Here is a 16556-nt window from a genome sequence, read left to right as displayed (position 1 = left end):
CTGGCGTCCCTATATCTATGACTTCAGCCTTCAGGCTACCACTTCTTCGGTGGGCGCTACGGGTACGGCCCGGGCCTGCCGCGAAGTATACCAGGTGTTGAGCACCACGCCCACCAGCACCAGGACCATCCCCAGGTAGGAGCCGGGCCGGAAGGTTTCGCCGAAAAATACCAGCCCCAGGCCCAGTGCGTACACGATGCCGATGTAGTTGAGGTTGGCCACGCTGGACAGCTTCTCGGCTTGGTAGGCCTTGGTCATGCACACCTGCGCCCCTTGCGTAAGCAGGCCCGTCAGAAGGAGCCAGAGCCAGTCGAGACCCTGGGGCGGTACCCAGTGGAACAGGCAGTAGACGCCGGCAATGGGCAGGGCCACCATGGGGAAGTAGAACACGACCACCAAGGGATCTTCCTTGCCCCTAAGCCGACGAATGGAGTTGTAGGAGAAGCCCGAAAAAACCGCCGAAACCACCCCGATGGCCAGATACAGCGGATCCACGCGGGTATCTACCCCTTCTACCACCAGCACCCCGGCGAAGGACAGCAGGAAGAACACCCACTGCCAGGGCTGCACTTTCTCCCGCACGATAAAAATACCCAGCACGGCCGTGAAGATGGGCGCCAGGTACTGGATGGTAACGGCCGTAGCCAGCGGCATTTTTTGCAGGGTGAAGAAATACAGAATCAGGGCCAGCGCCCCGGTCGTGCCCCGGGCAATCAGGAAAAAGTGGTTGGTGCCCCAGGGCCGGATGTTCAGGGCCCGCAGCGTGACGTAGCTGATAACCACCGACAGCACGGAGCGGAACAGAATAATTTCCAAAGCCGGCAGGTGGGGCAGCAGCTTCACGCACACGTTCATCAGGGCGAAGAACAAGGTGCTCAACAGCATGTAGCGGGCGCCGCGGGTCAGGGACATCAGAACGGGAGCAGGAGGGAAGGAAAGCGTAAAGGTCGGCCGCGGGGCACCCTGCATCCTAACCAGAATGCCGGGTGGTGGTTTTGTCCGGGAGGCCGTAGCTTGCCGAACGTCGGGCGGTTGCCGGGTGTTAGCCGAAAACAGCCTTTTACCTGCCGTCAGCCTTATCTTGTTTATGGACCAGCCCAAGCGAAAATTCTACACCCCTTCGGAAGCCTTACCCAAAATTGCTGCCTTCTGCGCTTATCAGGAGCGGAATCAGAAGGAAGTCGAATCCAAGCTGCGCGAGTACGGGCTCAATGAGGATGAGGCCGGCGAAATCATCATCCGGCTGAGCCGGGAAAAAATGCTCGATGAGGAGCGCTACGCCCAGGCCTTCGTGCGGGGTAAGGTTCGCATCAAGAAGTGGGGCCGCCGCCGTATCACCCAGGAGCTGAAGCAGAAGGGTATTTCCGACTACTGCATCAAAGCCGGGATGAAGGAAATCGACGGCGACGAGTACTACCAGAACCTGGTCGACGTGCTGGAGAAGCGCGACCGGGTGGAAAAGGAGCGCAACCAGCGCCTGCGCCGTCAGAAGCTGATTATGTTTATGACCGTGAAAGGCTACGAAAACGACCTGATCCGCATGGCCCTGGATGACCTGGGCAAGGAAGCGGAAGAAAGCGAGGATTAGCGCCGGCCGGGTAGCTGGGGCGGAGCCATCTGCTGGGTGAGCACCACGCGGCGGCCGGTCATGGTTTCGAGCATGGGGCGCAGGATCTTCTCGGCGTTCTGCTCGGTCTGGGCCAGAATGCCCGATTGCAGGGCCGCCGTGCGCACGTTCCTCTCCGCGTACTTATAGCCGGCGTCTACCAGCTCCGCGTCCTGAAAAAAGCCGTTCTCGACGCTGTACACCCGGCTTTGGCTGTGGTCGACCTGCCAGGTGCACAGCTCGGCGGGCGGCAGGGCAATGCGCACCACCGAGTCGCCTTCGAACACCACATCCTGCGCTTTCACCTTGCGCAGGTCAAGGCAGCCCACGGCGTCGCCGGCCACGATGAGGGCCACTTTAGCGTCGGGCAGAAAGCGGTAAGTGCTTTTCTTGTATTCCACCACGTCCTTGAAATGGTAGCGGACCAGCTCCAGCCGCCCCAGGGCTTCCACCTTTTGCAGCACCGTATTGTGCGTCACCGTGATGCGGGGTTCCGGGTTGAGCGGGTTGTCGAACAGCGCGGGCTGTACTTTCTGCCAGAGAAACCAGCCCAAGCCTACCAGAAACAGCAGGGGCAACAGACGGCGAAGCAAACGGGCAAGCGGCATGGGCGAAGACAAGGGGGAGTTAGGCTAAATACGGCTCAGCTTCGGGGGTGGCTGCTTTGACTGCTCAAAGCTGCTCAGAGCTGCTCATGGCCACGTCGGCCACCAGGGGCTGCGCGCCCCGAACCGCTGCCGGAAACCCGCCCACCCCTGCAGGCCACCAGTGTGCACGGCTACCACCGTGCTGCCGCGCCGGAAGTGGCTTTGGCCAATCAGATCCAGGATTCCAAACAGCAGCTTGCCGGTGTAAATCGGGTCGAGCAACACGTTGTGCCGGGTCTGGAATGCGTGGATGAAGGTGAGCAGCTCCGGGGAGAATTTGGCGTAGCCCCCGAAGTGGTAGTCCGTCTGCAGGCTCCAGTTGTCATAGATCCGGCCTCCGTCGGCCTGAGTCAGCGTGTTAATTTCGTTGGTCAGAAAGCCCCCGTTTTTCAGGGCCGCCACGCCAATGGCCGTCCGCTGCCCGTTCAGGCCGGTGAGTAAACCGGCCAGCGTGCCGCCCGTGCCGCAGGCTACGCCCACGGCGTCGAAGTCCGTCAGGGCCGCCAGCTCGGTTATCAGCTCCGCGCAGCCGGGCAGGGCCAGGGCGTTGGTGCCGCCTTCGGGCAGCACGTAGGCCGGGCCGGTCCGGGTCAGGAGCTCAGCCAGAAAAGCGGGCTCGGGCTGGCGGCGGTAGGCCGTCCGGTCGAGGTAGCGCAGGGTCATGCCGTCGGCCGTAGCCCGGGCCAGGGTGGGGTTCAGGGGCCGCGTTTCTTCGCCGCGCACCAGCCCGATGGTGCGGAAACCGTGTCGGCGGCCGGCGGCGGCTACGGCGGCCAGGTGATTGGAAAAGGCGCCGCCGAAAGTCAGCAGCGTGTCGTGGCCCTGCTGGCGGGCGGCCTGCAGGTTGTATTTGAGCTTGCGCCACTTGTTGCCCGGCAGCTCCGGGTGGGTTAGGTCGTCGCGGAGTAGCAGCAGGCGCACGCCGTGCCGGGTGGCAACAGGCTCGACCAGCTCCTGCAGCAGCGGTAGTGATTGGGGCGTGTCTTGTTCGTCGGTCATCCTTCGTCGGTCATCCTTCGTCTGGCGTGCGCAAAGTGAAAGACCTTCCTCTTCGCCAGTACAAAGTTCATCTAAATGAGCCAAGCCCTTCACCGGGGCGCGGTAAAGGGCTTGGTGGGTTGAATGACGCCTGACAGCGCGAAAAGAGGAAGGTCCTTCACTCCGCTGCGCTGCACTCAGGATGACAAGGCAATAAAAAAACTAAGCCACCAGTTGCGCCTCGGCCACTACTTCCGGCCGGCGCTTCACGGCGTACACTACCGCGCCCAGCATGGCCACAATCAGCAGGATGGACGAAATAAGCGAAACCGTGTTGCCGATGGCGTATTCCTTGGGCTCAAACCTGAACTCGATGGTGTGGGTGCCGGCCGGAACGGGCAGGGCCCGCAGCACGTAGTTGGCCCGCAGGTGCGGTACCAGCTTGCCGTCGATGTAGGCATTCCAGCCATCCTGGTAGTAGATTTCGGAGAAGACCACAAAGCCCTCCTGGACGGCCCTGGCGCTGTATTTCAGCGCGTCGGGCGAGTAGCTGGTGAGGGTGATGGTGGAGCCGGCGGCGTTGTAGGCCGTTTTGGTCAGGGGGAATTTCGAGGCGTCCACTACGGCGTCGGTGGCGGGATTCAGGGTGCTGAGGGCGGCCATTTCCTGGTCCGGGTTCTGCACTTTCTGCACGGTGCTCACAAACCAGGCATTGCCCAGGGCGCCGGGGTTACGGCGTACTTCCTGCTTCGGATCCTGCGGAATGATGTAGCGGGTGTTGAGCATATTAAGCACCTGCATGTTGTTCTGCGAAATCTGGCGCTCAATCAGGTCGAGGTAGCGGTGCAGCTTGGCCCCGTGGTAGCCGCCGATGCTCTTGTGGAAGTAGGAGGTGTTGGCTTCACTGAATGGGTCGCCCTGCAGGCTCAGCACCCGGTAGCTGAGCGTGTCGGTGGCGGGTTTGCCGCTGCGCAGCTCCAAGGCTTCCACCTGGCGGATCTGCTGGTCGGCCAGACTGGGGACGAACTGCTGGGCGATGGTTTCGCGCTGGAAGTTGTTGTCGTTGAGGTAGCGCTTATCTACCGACCACAGATCCACCAAGGTCAGCACGCCTACCAGGGCCGCCGCCATCGTTACCGACAGCTTGCGTTGCAGGTAGAAGTAGATTACCCCGCCGGCCAGCAGCACGAACACGATGGAACGCAGGATGTCGGAGCGCATCAGGCTGGCGCGGTCGGCGCGGATGGCATCCACCGGGAAACCCTGCTGCTGCATCTGCGCGTCGATGGGCGAGGCGAAGTCGGCCCCCAGCCCGGCCAGGAAAGCCAGCACGCAGATGCCCACCGTGATGCCCACGGCATAGAGCAGCTTCCGCTTGGTGTCCGCTGTTTCGGCCGTGTCCACCGTCTGGCCCGCCAGGGCCGCCAGCCCCGGATGGGTGCTGGCCCCTGCCACTGGCGTAGTTGCCGGCTTAGGGCGGAGCACCCGGGCCAGGGCCAGCACGGCCAGCAGCGGCATGGCCAGCTGGGCAATGACCAGGGCCATGCTCACCGAGCGAAACTTGTTGTAGCCGGGAAAGTAGTTGAAAATGAGTAGGTTGAACGACTCGAAGTTCTTGCCCCAGGCCAGCACGATAGACAGCAGCGTGCCCACCAGCAGCCAGGTGCGGGTGCGCGGATCAGCTACGAACAAGCCCAGCACAAACAGCAGACACACCACCGCGCCCACGTACACCGGCCCGCTCACGATGGGCTGATTGCCCCAGTACGTAGGCATGTTCTGGAGGTAGTCCCGCATCTGCGCCGGTGGCACGCCCAGCCCTGCAAGGGCTTTGGCGGTAGCCGAATTCTCGCTCAGCTTACCCGAGGAGGCGCCGCCGAAGTAGTTGGGAATCAGCAGCGTGATGGTTTCGCCAATGCCGTAGCTCCAGTGAAAAGCGTAGTCCGGGTCGTGGCCGTCCGCGTCGGTGGAGGGGGCCGGCTGCCCCGGCTGGGCCGGCAGCGGCTGCAGCTCCGACTTGCCCCGGTTGGAATATTTGCTGTACTCGGCCGTCACATACAGGCGACCAAAGCTCACGCCCACCGCCAGCACGGCCGCGGCCAGCAGCAACGTGGTACGGCTCAGGAAATCCTTGAGCCGGTTTTCGCGCACGGCCGCTACCAGCTCCACGATGCCGAAGATGGCCACCAGCAGCATCAGGTAGTAAGTAATCTGCAAATGGTTGGAGCGCACGTTCATGGTCAGGCCCAGCGCAAACAGCGCCGCGCCCAGCCAGCGGTTGCGGCGGAACGTGACCAGCAGCCCACCCAGCACCAGCGGCGCGTAAGCCAGGGCCAGCGACTTGGTGTTGTGCCCGGCGGCCAGAATAGCGAGGTTGTAGCTGGTGAAGCCCAGCGCCACCGCGCCTACCACCGCAATAAGCGGCCGTATTCCCAAGGCGATGAACAGCACGTAGCCGCAGAGCAGCGCCAGAAACATATTGGCCACCACCGCCGGCAGGTTCAGCGTGAACAGCTGGTGCAGGTAGATGGACAGGTCGCCGGTGAAGTGGGTGCTGATGAGGTAAGTCGGCATTCCGCCGAACATGGAGTTGGTCCAGAGGGCTTCCTTGCCGGTTTCAGCCCGGTATACCTGGGCTTCGTGGGCTCCGCCGTTGAACTGCACCACGTCGTGCTGGGCCAGCGTTTGGTGGTCGAAGACGATGGGGGAGAAGTAAACCGCGGCCAGGGCCACGAAGAACACAACGGCCAGCAGGTGGGGCAGCACCCGGCGCCAGAGCGGCACCGACGAGGAAGAAACGAGAGTCATCAGGCGAAAAAAGAGTCGGAAAATGAGCCCGAAGGTAGCCGTTTTCCGTGGTACGACGAAGCTGCAGAAAGCAGTACTGGCGGAAGTCTGAAGCCGCCACCGGCGGCGCGACTTCCAGCCGGCCGCATTCCGCAAGTCTCCCGACTTGCGGAATGCGACCTGTTCAACTGTTGTCAGTCCGGAGACTGACCTCGTACCGTGGCTGGAAGTCGCGCTGCCTTCGGCGGCTTCAGACTTTCGCCAGCTGCCGGCTGCCTTGCGCCAGCCGCCACCCCAAACCACCCTACCTTAGCCCCGGTTTTTCCCGGTATCATGCTGCTCTTCTCCGACCTGCCCGCCATTCTCGGGGGCTCCCTGCTCCAGCTTCCCGCCACCCCGGCCCGCGTACAGCACCTGCTGCTCGACAGCCGCCGCGTGGGCCAGCCCGCCGGCTCGCTTTTTTTTGCCCTGCGCGGCCCCCAGCACAACGGACACCGCTACCTGCCGGAGCTGTATGCCAAAGCAGTGCGCCTGTTTATAATAGCCGCCGAGGCTGAAATTCCGGGCGGCGTGGCGGCTTTTCCGGAAGCCGGGTTCCTGCTGGTCGAAGACAGCCTGGTGGCCCTCCAGACCCTGGCGGCCCACCACCGGCAGCAGTTTCGCCTGCCGGTATTCGGCATCACGGGCTCCAATGGCAAAACCATCGTGAAGGAGTGGCTGGCCCAGCTGCTGAGCCCCGATGAGCTGGTAGCCAAAAGTCCGCGCAGCTACAATTCGCAGGTGGGCGTACCGCTGAGTGTCTGGCAGCTGACCCCGACGCATACGCTGGGGGTTTTTGAGGCCGGTATTTCGGAGCGGGGCGAAATGGCCCGGCTGGCCCGCGTCATTCAGCCGACGCTGGGTATTTTCACCACGTTGGGGACGGCCCACGACGCGGGGTTTTCCTCCCCCGGGGAAAAAGCCGGGGAGAAGATGCAGCTCTTTACCCAGGTCGATACCCTTTTCTACTGCCGCGACCACGCCGCCGTCCACGCCGCCGCCCGCGCCCTGCTCCCGGCTCAGCGGCTCTTCACCTGGAGCCGCCAGCATCCCCACGAAGCCAACGTGGCCGTGACGGTGCTGGAGGCGCTGGCCGACCGCACCCTGGTGCGCGTCGGGCTGAACCGGCCTTTGCCCCAGGAGCATACCTTCAGCATTCCTTTTGCCGATGAGCCATCGGTGGAAAACGCCCTGCACTGCCTCACGGTGCTGCTGTGGCGGCAGGTGGCGGCCCCCGAAATCCAGCGCCGCCTCGACCGGCTCCAGCCCGTGGCCATGCGCCTGGAAATGAAGCAGGCCCTCAACGACTGCTACGTGCTCGACGACACCTACAACAACGACCTCGCCGGCCTCACCCTGGCGCTCGACGCTCTGGCCCGTCAGCCCCGCCGGGGCCGCCGCACCCTGATTCTGTCCGACGTGCTCGAATCGGGCCTGCCCGCCGCCGACCTGTATGCCCGCGTGGCCGCCCTGCTGCCGGCCCACGGCGTGGAGCGCGTTATTGGCATCGGTCCCGAAATCAGTCAGCACCAGGCGGCTTTCGGAGTTGCCGCCCGGGCGTTTTTCGCCGATACCGAAGCGTTCCTGGGCGAGTTTCAGGCCGACGGGTTCCAGCACGAAACCATTCTGGTGAAGGGCGCCCGGCGCTATGGTTTTGAGCGGATTGTGACGGCGTTTCAGCAGAAGATCCACGGCACGGTGCTGGAAGTGAACCTCGACGCGCTGGTCCACAACCTGAACTACTACCGCGCCCGCCTCCAGCCCGGCACCCGCCTCATGGTCATGGTGAAAGCCTTCGCCTACGGCAGCGGCTCGTACGAAGTCGCCAACCTGCTCCAGTTTCACCGCGCCGACTACCTGGCCGTGGCCTACGCCGACGAGGGCGTGGAGCTGCGTCAGCACGGCATCAGCCTGCCCATCATGGTGATGAACCCGTCGCCGGATTCCTTTCAGAAGCTGCGGCAGTACCACCTGGAACCCCAAATCTACTCCTTCGAGCTACTGCGCGACTATCTGCGGGCGGCCGGGGAGCAGCCGTTACCCGCCATTCACCTCAAGCTCGATACCGGGATGCGCCGCCTGGGCTTTGCCGAGGAAGACCTGCCCGGGCTATGTGACCTGCTGCGCGAAAATGCGGCCTACCTGCGCGTAGCCAGCGCCCTGACTCACCTGGCCGGGGCCGACGAAGAGCAGCACAACGACTTTTCCCGTCGCCAGCTGGCCGCCTTCCAGCGCATGACGCCCCAGCTGGAAGCGGCCCTGGGCTACTCCGTTCTCAAGCACGCCCTCAACTCCGCCGGCATCGTTCGCTTCCCCGAGGCCCACTTCGACATGGTGCGCCTCGGCATCGGGCTCTATGGGGTAGAAGCCAGCGGTCAGGAGCCGGACGCCCTGCGCCCGGTCAGCAGCCTGCGGACCACCATTTCCCAGATCAAAACCCTGGCTCCCGGCGAAACGGTGGGCTACGGCCGCCGTGGGGTAGCCACCGACTACGTGCGGCGGATTGCCACCCTGGCCATTGGCTACGCCGACGGCTACGACCGGCGCTTCGGCAACGGGGCCGGGGAAGTCGTGATTCGCGGCCAGCGGGTGCCTATCGTCGGCAATGTGTGCATGGATATGTGCATGGCCGACGTAACGGCGGTGCCCGCGGCCCGGGCCGGCGACCTGGCGGTGGTGTTCGGCGAAGCCATGCCGCTGCTGACGTTATCGGGTAGAATTGGCACTATTCCGTATGAGCTGCTGACCAACGTAAGTGAGCGGGTGAAACGGGTATTTTTTGCGGAGTAGCCAACCCAGTGAATTAAGCGGGGACGAGCACCTAAGTGCTTGCTGGTTAGCGGTGAAATCAGCTGGGAGAACCATAATCAGTCAGGGTTTTAGCAATATTGTTTTATGAAATTATACAGTTCCAATGATTTCAGGTGAAGCGGATGATTCACCTTACCTTGTGAGTAAAGTTGCCCCTGAATAGGAGGTACGTACGGCTTGTTTTAGCTGCTTTTTACGCTGCCTACTGTTCCAATTCCAGCCACTATGAAAACAGGACTACGCCTCTTGCTGAGGTATTGCTGGCTGCCCTTGCTGCTGACCGGGGCCGGTGCTTTCGGCGCCCCGGCTGGCCCCAAGCTCGACGGCATCTGGAAAGGACCGCTGAAAATGCCGGGGGGAGAGCTGGAAGTCGTGTTTAGGCTGATTGGCCTGGCGGATGGCTCTTACTTTGCCACCATGGACGTACCCAAGCAAAAGGTAAGTCGCATGGCGGTGAAAGTGGAAATGCGCGGCGACACTGTTGTGCTGGTCGCCCAGGAGGCGGGCAGCCGCTTCACGGGGCAATTGGGGCCCGATGGCAAGCAGGTGATTGGGACCTGGCACCAGCCTGGCCTGGATACTCCGCTGACCCTCACCTTCACGCCCGCGCCGGTAAATCCGGTGACGGCCAAAATCCGCCTGACGCCGCCCTATCGGGAGGATGAGGTAACGTTTATTAACCCCGTCGCCAGCCTGCGGCTGAGTGGGATGCTGACTATTCCGGCCGGAGTAGGGCCCTTTCCCGCCGTGGTGCTGGTCTCGGATGCCGGGGCTCATGACCGTGACGCTACCGTGGGCGACTATCGCCTGCTCGGAGCCCTGGCCGACTACCTTACCCGCCGCGGTATTGCGGTGCTGCGCTTCGATGACCGCGGTATTGCCGGTTCGGCCGGCGACTTCAACCTGACGACCACGGAAGGCCTGGTTACGGATGTACAGGCCGGAATTGCTTTTCTGCGGGCGCGGCCGGAAATTGATTTTTCGCACGTGGGCGTACTCGGGCACGGCGAAGGCGGCAACGTGGCGCTGCTTACCGCCGCCAAGCCCGCTCCACCGGCCTTTGTGGTAGCGCTGGCCGCTGCCGGCCTGCCGGGCAGCATGATGGCGGTGCAGCAGCACGCGGCCTTGCTGCGCTCCCAGGGCATGGCTACGGCGCAGGTGGAAGCGGCTACCAAACAGCAGCAGGCTATGCTCGACGTCATTCAGCAAACCCCGGATGCGTCGCAGGCTCAAACCATGGTGGCGGATATGCTCCGGCAGAGCAACCCCAGGCTGGATGCCGCCACCGTGCAGGCCCGGGCCGCGGATCTGACGTCGGTTCACTACCGCCATTTTCTGAAGTATAACCCCATCGAGCCGTTAACCAGCGTAAAATGCCCGGTATTGCTGCTCACGGGTACCGCCGATATGGAAGTGGAGGCCGAAACTAATCTTGGCGCGCTGGCGAAAGCCCTGCATAATTCCCGGGATCTGACCAGTAAGAAGTTGGCGGGGGTGAACCACCTGTTCCAGCCGGCTCCGGCCGAATGGCCCCTGATCGGAGGGGAGTCACGTCCTAATTTTTCGCCGGCGGCGGAAGAGACAATCCGGGTCTGGATTATGAGCCGCTCGCTGAAGTAAGCGGGCTCCGGCTTTTAAACCTCCCGATAAACTGTGCGTACAGAGGCCTACTTATTCCGCCCTCTTTCCCACAACCATGAAAAAACAACTGCTTTCCGTCGTCGCGCTGGTCGCCCTGCTTTCTGCCTGCGACAACCTGAACAACCCCGAAACCAAAGACCAGCCCCAGGAAGCCACCCAGGATACTGCCGTGGTTTACCGCGATGGTGAAACGGCCGCCGGTGCCGTCGACAGTACCTGGGACATGACCAAGGCCCAGCTGGCCGACGTGAAATACCCCGAGGTGAGCACGACGGAAGTGACCGTGCGCGGCAACAGCGAATACAGCGTGTACGGCCTCGAAGAAACGGTGCTGTTCGATACCGATAAAGCCGAAATCAAGCCGGGAGCCAGTAAGGCCCTGGAGCAGGTTGCGGCTTCCATTGGGCAGCGCTACGCCACCGGTCCCGTCCGGATCATGGGCTTCGCCGATGCCCGGGGCGACAAAAGCTATAACAAGGAGCTCAGCGAGCAGCGGGCCGAAGCCGTGAAAACCTGGCTGGCCCAGAACGGGAAGATCGATGCGGGCCGCGTGAGTGTGGAGCCGATGGGCGAAAGCCAGCCGGTAGCTTCCAACGCCACCGCCGCAGGACGTCAGCAAAACCGCCGCGTGGAAATTGCCGTGCGTACCAAGTAAGCCCCGATCTACCCCTTAGACCTGTTCCCGAACAAGAAACGGATGAAAATTTTCGCTGCTTTCGGCAATCAGAAAGTCTTTTCTAGCTGAGAACCTGTTTAGGGTTTCGGTTTTTTCGTCGTTTGTCATCCTTCATCTGGCGTACGCTTGCGAAGGACCTTCTCACGACGGCTCATTTGGGCCTAATTTCAAGTGGTACGGACGTGATAAGGTCCTTCGCTCCGCTCAGGATGACAGCTTTTTCGAAACCCTAAACAGCCTCCCTTGCTGCCAATAGCTGCTTAGGCCCAAAACAATGTTGCCACCGGGTTGGCAGGGCAATGGAAGGGTCCGCTAAAGATGCCCGGCGGCAGCCTGGAAGTCATGGTCAGCGTGACGGAACTGGCCACCGGAAAGCAGTTTGCCGTGCTGGATGTACCCCTGCAAAAAGTCAACCGGATGCCGATGACGGTCGAAACGAGAGGGGATACCGTGGTGTTCTACGCGGCGGCCGCGGACAGCCGTTTTGTGGGCTTGGTTGGCCGCGACGGCAAGCTGTTGCAGGGAACCTGGCAACAGCCCGGTTCTGAAGCCCCCATGGCCCTGACGCTGATACCACCCCCGGCTGCGCTACCGAAGAACTTTACGTTTCCCCCGCCTTACCGCGTCGATGAAGTCGCTTTCTCTAATCAGCAGGCCAGTATTCGCCTGGCCGGTACGTTGACAATTCCCGCGGGCCCGGGCCCTTTTCCCGCTGTGCTACTGCTTTCCGATACCGGCCCCCAGGACCGCGACGGCACCCTGGATCAGTATCGGATGTTCGGGTCGCTGGCTGATTATCTGACCTGGCGGGGTATTGCCGTGCTGCGCTACGACGACCGGGGCGTAGGATAGTCGCAGGGGGCCACGCCTTTGGCGACCACTGCCGACCGCGTAAAAGATGCCCAGGCCGGGATGAACTTCCTGCGCACCCGCTCTGAAATTGCCGTCACCGGCATTGGACTGATTGGTCATGGGGAGGGCGGCAACGTAGCCGCGCTGGCGGCGGCGGAGCCTCTGCCCCCGGCTTTCATTGTGCTGCTGGCCGCGTATGGTATCCCGGGACAGCAGGTCCTGGTGCAGTAGCAAGCCAACACCATGCGCTCGGCAGGAATGGCGAGTGCCCAAATCGAGGAGGTAATCAAGCGGCAGAAAGCTATTCTGGAAGTAATCAGTCAGACCGCTGACAACGCGCAGGCCAGGCCATTGTCGCCAACATGCTGAAGCAGAATAATTCATCGATGGATAATGCTACCGCTTTAGCTAGTGCGGCTGAGCTGACGACGCCGTGGTATCGGTACTTTGTCGGCTTCAATCCGCAGCCGGAGCTGGCGAAAGTGCGTTGTCCGGTGCTGGCGCTTAATGGGACGAAAGACCTGCAGGCGGCGGCTGAGGTAAACCTGCCCGCTTTAGATAAGGCGCTTAAAGGCAACCGTAACGTAACCGTCGGCAAGCTGGCCGACGTGAACCACCTGTTTCAGGCTGATCCTTCCGAATGGCCGCTGGTAGATGGGCAGCAGCCGCCGATCTTCTCGCCCGTAGCGCAGGATGTTATTTGCGAATGGATTGTGAAGCATACCCAACCTGAAAAGTAAGGTACTCTACGGCTGCTTTGAATAAGCAGCAACCAGTCGTAAAAGAGGCCCGTGCTACACCTAGCACGGGCCTCTTTTACGACTGGTTGGGGGGCTCTGCCGACTTCCCGCTCACCCAGGATCTAGTCTTTGATCATGTCTACTTCGGCCTTGATCATGGCGTTGTAGCGCATTCCGTTGTTGACGAGCGTAATCAGGCTCCAGCCTTTGCCCAGCGAATATGACCAGGTACGGCTTTCCTTGAACTCAAACGTAGGGCGCATAATCTGCCCGTAAGGAGTGTAGGTATCCATGAAATTGGTGGTGTAGAACTTATCACCGCTCACAATCCATTCCATAGCCACATAAAAGCCTTCGGCCGGGGCTTCAATATTATAAGGAGTCAGATCAACGGTGTACCAGGCTCCTCCGCCGGGGGCTGATACCACCACGTTCTCGGTCAGCAGGTCCGTGTTGGGCGAGTTGTAGTTGCCATCGGCCTTGTAGAGCCGTACGCGGAACGGCTCGCGGGGAAAGCCATTTTCGCCGATATAAAACGAGGCCGAGCGGATGTTGCCGAGCTTTTTGTTCTTGTCGTTTTTCACGTAGAAGGCATACTGCTGACCGGGCATGCCCTGAATCATACCCTCACCGGGGGTACTGGTCTTCGAGCCCAACGACAGGTCTTTCACCTTGCCGCCGATTACTTTCACGTCGCCCAGTTCGATTACCCGCTTGGGTACTTCAATGATGAGGTCGGTGAGGTTACCCCCTTTCTTGATGGCTACCGCTTTGCGGAAGTAGCCCAGCGCCAACACCAGCAGCGAGTCCTGATCGTTCTTCTCGGGCATAACCATTTGGAAGAACCCGTATTCATTGGTCAGGGCCCCGGTTTGCTCTTCTTTTAGCTGAATAGAAGCAAACGGAATCGGTTCCTTGGTTTTCGAATCCACAATACGTCCGGAGAGCTTGTTGTTCTCTTGGGCGAAGCTCAAAACTGGAAACAACACCACGAGGGTGAGCAGGACAAGTACGCGTTTGAACATAGTTAGGCAGATTATTATACCCCAAAATTACAATCAAATAAGGTGATTTTTGCAAGTCCTCCCCGAATATTTATAATTGTGCAATTGCAAAGCAGAATAATTAAAAACCAGCCGGTTAGCCCCCTGAATTACCCAGGGGACATAGCTGTTCGGGTTGGCCGAAAACTAAAACGGTTGTACCTTTGTTTGAACAGAATCTAAATAACCGCCTCCGCCTGTGTCCAATCGTTCCGCCCAATCCACGCCCACTGCGCCCCGCAGCGTGAAAGATCTTCGCCTCGGCGAAAGTGGGACGATCTGCTGCCTCCAGGATCCGGAAATGGCGCTGAAGCTGTTGGAAATGGGCTGCATTCCCGGCACGCAGGTACGCCTCAACAGCCGGGCTCCGTTGGGCTGCCCCATCACGCTGGTGCTCGGCAACGAAGACTACACCCTGTCGCTGCGCGTAAGCGAGGCGGCCACTATTCTTTTGAAGGCTTAGCCGCTGCCGTATGGCCCGCGTCGCCCAGATCACCGCCCCCGCCGGTACGGCTGCTTCCGCAGTAGCCCTCGAAACCCTGGGCGACTTTCCGCCGCACGGCTCCCGCTCCCTGACGCGCATCGCCCTGATTGGTAACCCCAACTCGGGTAAATCGTCGCTGTTTAATCAGCTGACGGGCCTGAACCAGAAAGTGGGCAACTTCCCCGGCGTGACGGTAGACCGCAAAACCGGCATCAGTCAGCTTACGCCCCAGCACCGCGCCGAAATCATTGACCTGCCCGGCACCTACTCGCTCTATCCGAAGAGTCTGGATGAAAAGGTGATTACCGACCTGCTCTACGACCGGGCCGCCGAGCAGTTTCCCGATTTTGTAGTGGTGACGGTGGACGCCTCCAATCTGCGGCGCAATCTGCTGCTGTTCACCCAGCTGGCCGATCTGGGCCTGCCCACGGTGCTGGCGCTGAACATGACGGACGTGGCCGAGCAGCACGGCGTCCGGATTGACCTCGCCGCGCTGCAGCAGGAGCTGGGGGTGCCGGTTATTCCGATGAATGCCCGCAAGGGAATTGGGGTAACGGCCCTCAAAATTGTAATAGCCCAGCAGCTCAGCGCCGCCACGGTAAGTTTCTACGAGCCCGAAGCGGCACTGGTGCCCATGCTCCGGCAGATTCGCCACTACTTTAACCTGCACAACGACTACCTGGCGCTGCACTACGCCCACCAGTTCCGGCAGATCAACTTCCTGACGGCCGACGAGCGGACCTACATCGGCGAGCTGGTAGCCCGGTACGATTTTCAGGCTACGCCGCAGCAGGCCCAGGAAACCATTGCCCGCTATGCCCGCATCAACGACATTCTGCTGAATGCCGTGACGGTGACGCGCACCGAAAAGAACGAGCCCCACAGCAACCGCCTCGACAAGGTGCTCACCCATAAGGTGTGGGGTTACCTGATTTTCTTTGGGGTGCTGTTTCTGATGTTTCAGGCCGTATTTGCCTGGGCCAGCTACCCCATGGAGCTGATTGACCAGGGCGTGGCCTGGATCAACAGCCTGATTCAAACCAATTTCGACGGCCCGCTGATCAGCCTGCTCACGGAGGGAATTCTGGCCGGGCTGGGCGGGGTGCTGATCTTCATTCCGCAGATTGCCCTGCTCTTCGCCTTCATTGCGGTGCTGGAAGAAACCGGCTACATGGCCCGCGTCACGTTCATGATGGACCGCATCATGCGCAAGTTCGGGCTGAACGGCAAAAGCGTGGTGCCGCTGATTTCGGGCGTAGCCTGCGCCGTGCCGGCCATCATGAGCGCGCGCACCATCGAAAACTGGAAGGACCGCATCATCACCATCTTCGTCACGCCGCTGATGTCGTGCTCGGCCCGGATTCCGGTCTACACCGTGCTCATCGGGCTGGTGGTGCCCGACGAGCCGGTGCTGGTCATCTTCAACCTGCGCGGCATTGCCCTGATGGGGCTGTATCTGCTGGGCTTCTTCGCGGCCATTTTCTCGGCCCTGGCCCTGAAGCTGCTGCTGCGCACCCGGGAGCGGAGCTACTTCATCATGGAGTTTCCGGTGTACCGCTGGCCGCGCTGGAAAAACGTGGGCATCACCATCGTGGAGAAGGTAAAAACCTTCGTGTTTCAGGCCGGCAAGGTCATTGTCGCTATTTCCGTCATTCTGTGGGTGCTGGCATCGTATGGGCCGGGGCAGGCGCTGGAAAAGGCCGAAACCGCAGCCCGCGCCTCGGCCGCGCAGCAGCAGCTCAGCAAGGCCGAAACGGAAACCCGGGTAGCTTCCGAGAAGCTGGAAAACTCCTACGCCGGCCTGTTTGGCCGCACGCTGGAGCCCGCCATCCGCCCGCTGGGCTTCGACTGGAAAATCGGTATTGCCCTTATCACGTCGTTTGCTGCCCGGGAAGTCTTCGTGGGTACCATTTCCACCATCTACAGCGTGGGGCAGGACGCCGACATGCGCACGGTGCAGCAGAAGCTGGCCGCCGAAAAGGACGAATTCGGTCGGCCATTCTTCACGCCCGCCCGGGCCTTTTCTCTGCTGGTCTTCTACGTATTCGCCATGCAGTGCATGAGCACTCTGGCCGTGGTCTACCGCGAAACCAAGGGCTGGAAGTGGCCGATCCTCCAGCTGGTATACATGACCGGCCTGGCCTACGTGTCGTCGCTGATCGTGTATCAGGTGTTTAAGTGATTGGTTTTTGGTTGTTCGTTTTTGGTTTTTGGCTATCGTTCTTGAGCCAAAAACCAAAAACGAACAACCA

Annotated in this window: 14 protein-coding genes; 9 read left to right on the top strand and 5 right to left on the bottom strand. The window is 61.2% G+C overall.

The annotated features are described in order from the left end of the window. Positions 1 to 30: 30 nt before the first annotated feature. Entirely contained in the window at positions 31 to 912 is an 882-nt protein-coding gene (locus tag ABD833_RS05695) for a DMT family transporter (protein ID WP_345071563.1), read from the bottom strand. Between the two features lie 175 nt (positions 913 to 1087). On the opposite strand from ABD833_RS05695, the gene ABD833_RS05690 reads away from it, so the two are divergent. Continuing rightward, positions 1088 to 1588, top strand: coding sequence for a regulatory protein RecX (locus tag ABD833_RS05690; protein WP_345071562.1), 501 nt, complete (start codon positions 1088 to 1090; stop codon positions 1586 to 1588). Here ABD833_RS05690 and ABD833_RS05685 read toward each other — a convergent pair. The 3 genes from ABD833_RS05685 to ABD833_RS05675 all read right to left on the bottom strand — a co-directional run bounded on the left by ABD833_RS05685 (position 1585) and on the right by ABD833_RS05675 (position 6039). Then, on the bottom strand, positions 1585 to 2214 hold the full coding sequence (locus ABD833_RS05685; RefSeq protein ID WP_345071560.1) for a DUF4230 domain-containing protein: 630 nt from the start codon (positions 2212 to 2214) through the stop codon (positions 1585 to 1587). The genes ABD833_RS05690 and ABD833_RS05685 overlap by 4 nt on opposite strands. A gap of 84 nt (positions 2215 to 2298) precedes the next feature. Continuing rightward, on the bottom strand, positions 2299 to 3252 hold the full coding sequence (locus tag ABD833_RS05680) for a 1-aminocyclopropane-1-carboxylate deaminase/D-cysteine desulfhydrase (RefSeq protein ID WP_345071558.1): 954 nt from the start codon (positions 3250 to 3252) through the stop codon (positions 2299 to 2301). Positions 3253 to 3453: 201 nt separating this feature from the next. Then, positions 3454 to 6039 carry a YfhO family protein gene (locus ABD833_RS05675; protein ID WP_345071557.1) on the bottom strand — a complete coding sequence of 862 codons (2586 nt, stop codon included), beginning with the start codon at positions 6037 to 6039 and terminating at the stop codon, positions 3454 to 3456. Positions 6040 to 6351: 312 nt separating this feature from the next. Between ABD833_RS05675 and ABD833_RS05670 the strand changes: the two genes are divergently transcribed. From ABD833_RS05670 to ABD833_RS05645, 6 genes are all read left to right on the top strand, one after another. Further along, positions 6352 to 8847, top strand: a complete 2496-nt coding sequence (locus ABD833_RS05670) for a bifunctional UDP-N-acetylmuramoyl-tripeptide:D-alanyl-D-alanine ligase/alanine racemase (protein ID WP_345071556.1) — start codon at positions 6352 to 6354, stop codon at positions 8845 to 8847. A gap of 246 nt (positions 8848 to 9093) precedes the next feature. After that, positions 9094 to 10488, top strand: a complete 1395-nt coding sequence (locus tag ABD833_RS05665; protein ID WP_345071554.1) for a serine aminopeptidase domain-containing protein — start codon at positions 9094 to 9096, stop codon at positions 10486 to 10488. A 76-nt stretch (positions 10489 to 10564) separates the two neighbouring features. Further along, entirely contained in the window at positions 10565 to 11164 is a 600-nt protein-coding gene (locus ABD833_RS05660; RefSeq protein ID WP_345071553.1) for an OmpA family protein, read from the top strand. A gap of 339 nt (positions 11165 to 11503) precedes the next feature. Then, positions 11504 to 12037: an alpha/beta hydrolase family protein gene (locus tag ABD833_RS05655; RefSeq protein WP_345071552.1), complete on the top strand. Its 534-nt coding sequence runs from the start codon at positions 11504 to 11506 to the stop codon at positions 12035 to 12037. A gap of 18 nt (positions 12038 to 12055) precedes the next feature. Beyond that, the gene (locus ABD833_RS05650; protein WP_345071551.1) at positions 12056 to 12268 is read left to right on the top strand and encodes a hypothetical protein; all 213 of its coding nucleotides are present in this window, start codon (positions 12056 to 12058) and stop codon (positions 12266 to 12268) included. Between the two features lie 155 nt (positions 12269 to 12423). After that, positions 12424 to 12777, top strand: coding sequence for an alpha/beta fold hydrolase (locus ABD833_RS05645; protein ID WP_345071550.1), 354 nt, complete (start codon positions 12424 to 12426; stop codon positions 12775 to 12777). 122 nt (positions 12778 to 12899) lie between these two features. Here ABD833_RS05645 and ABD833_RS05640 read toward each other — a convergent pair whose 3' ends face one another. Beyond that, positions 12900 to 13802: a carboxypeptidase-like regulatory domain-containing protein gene (locus ABD833_RS05640; RefSeq protein WP_345071548.1), complete on the bottom strand. Its 903-nt coding sequence runs from the start codon at positions 13800 to 13802 to the stop codon at positions 12900 to 12902. A gap of 217 nt (positions 13803 to 14019) precedes the next feature. Here ABD833_RS05640 and ABD833_RS05635 point away from each other — a divergent pair, with 217 nt between their 5' ends. After that, positions 14020 to 14283, top strand: a complete 264-nt coding sequence (locus ABD833_RS05635) for a FeoA family protein (RefSeq protein ID WP_345071546.1) — start codon at positions 14020 to 14022, stop codon at positions 14281 to 14283. A gap of 10 nt (positions 14284 to 14293) precedes the next feature. Then, positions 14294 to 16486 carry a ferrous iron transport protein B gene (gene feoB / locus ABD833_RS05630; protein WP_345071544.1) on the top strand — a complete coding sequence of 731 codons (2193 nt, stop codon included), beginning with the start codon at positions 14294 to 14296 and terminating at the stop codon, positions 16484 to 16486. Positions 16487 to 16556 lie beyond the last annotated feature (70 nt).

The organism is Hymenobacter fastidiosus (genome assembly GCF_039539565.1).
GTDB lineage: Bacteria > Bacteroidota > Bacteroidia > Cytophagales > Hymenobacteraceae > Hymenobacter > Hymenobacter fastidiosus.
The sequence above is the reverse complement of the archived record's forward strand: the minus strand, read 5'-3'. Positions and strand labels throughout refer to the sequence as shown.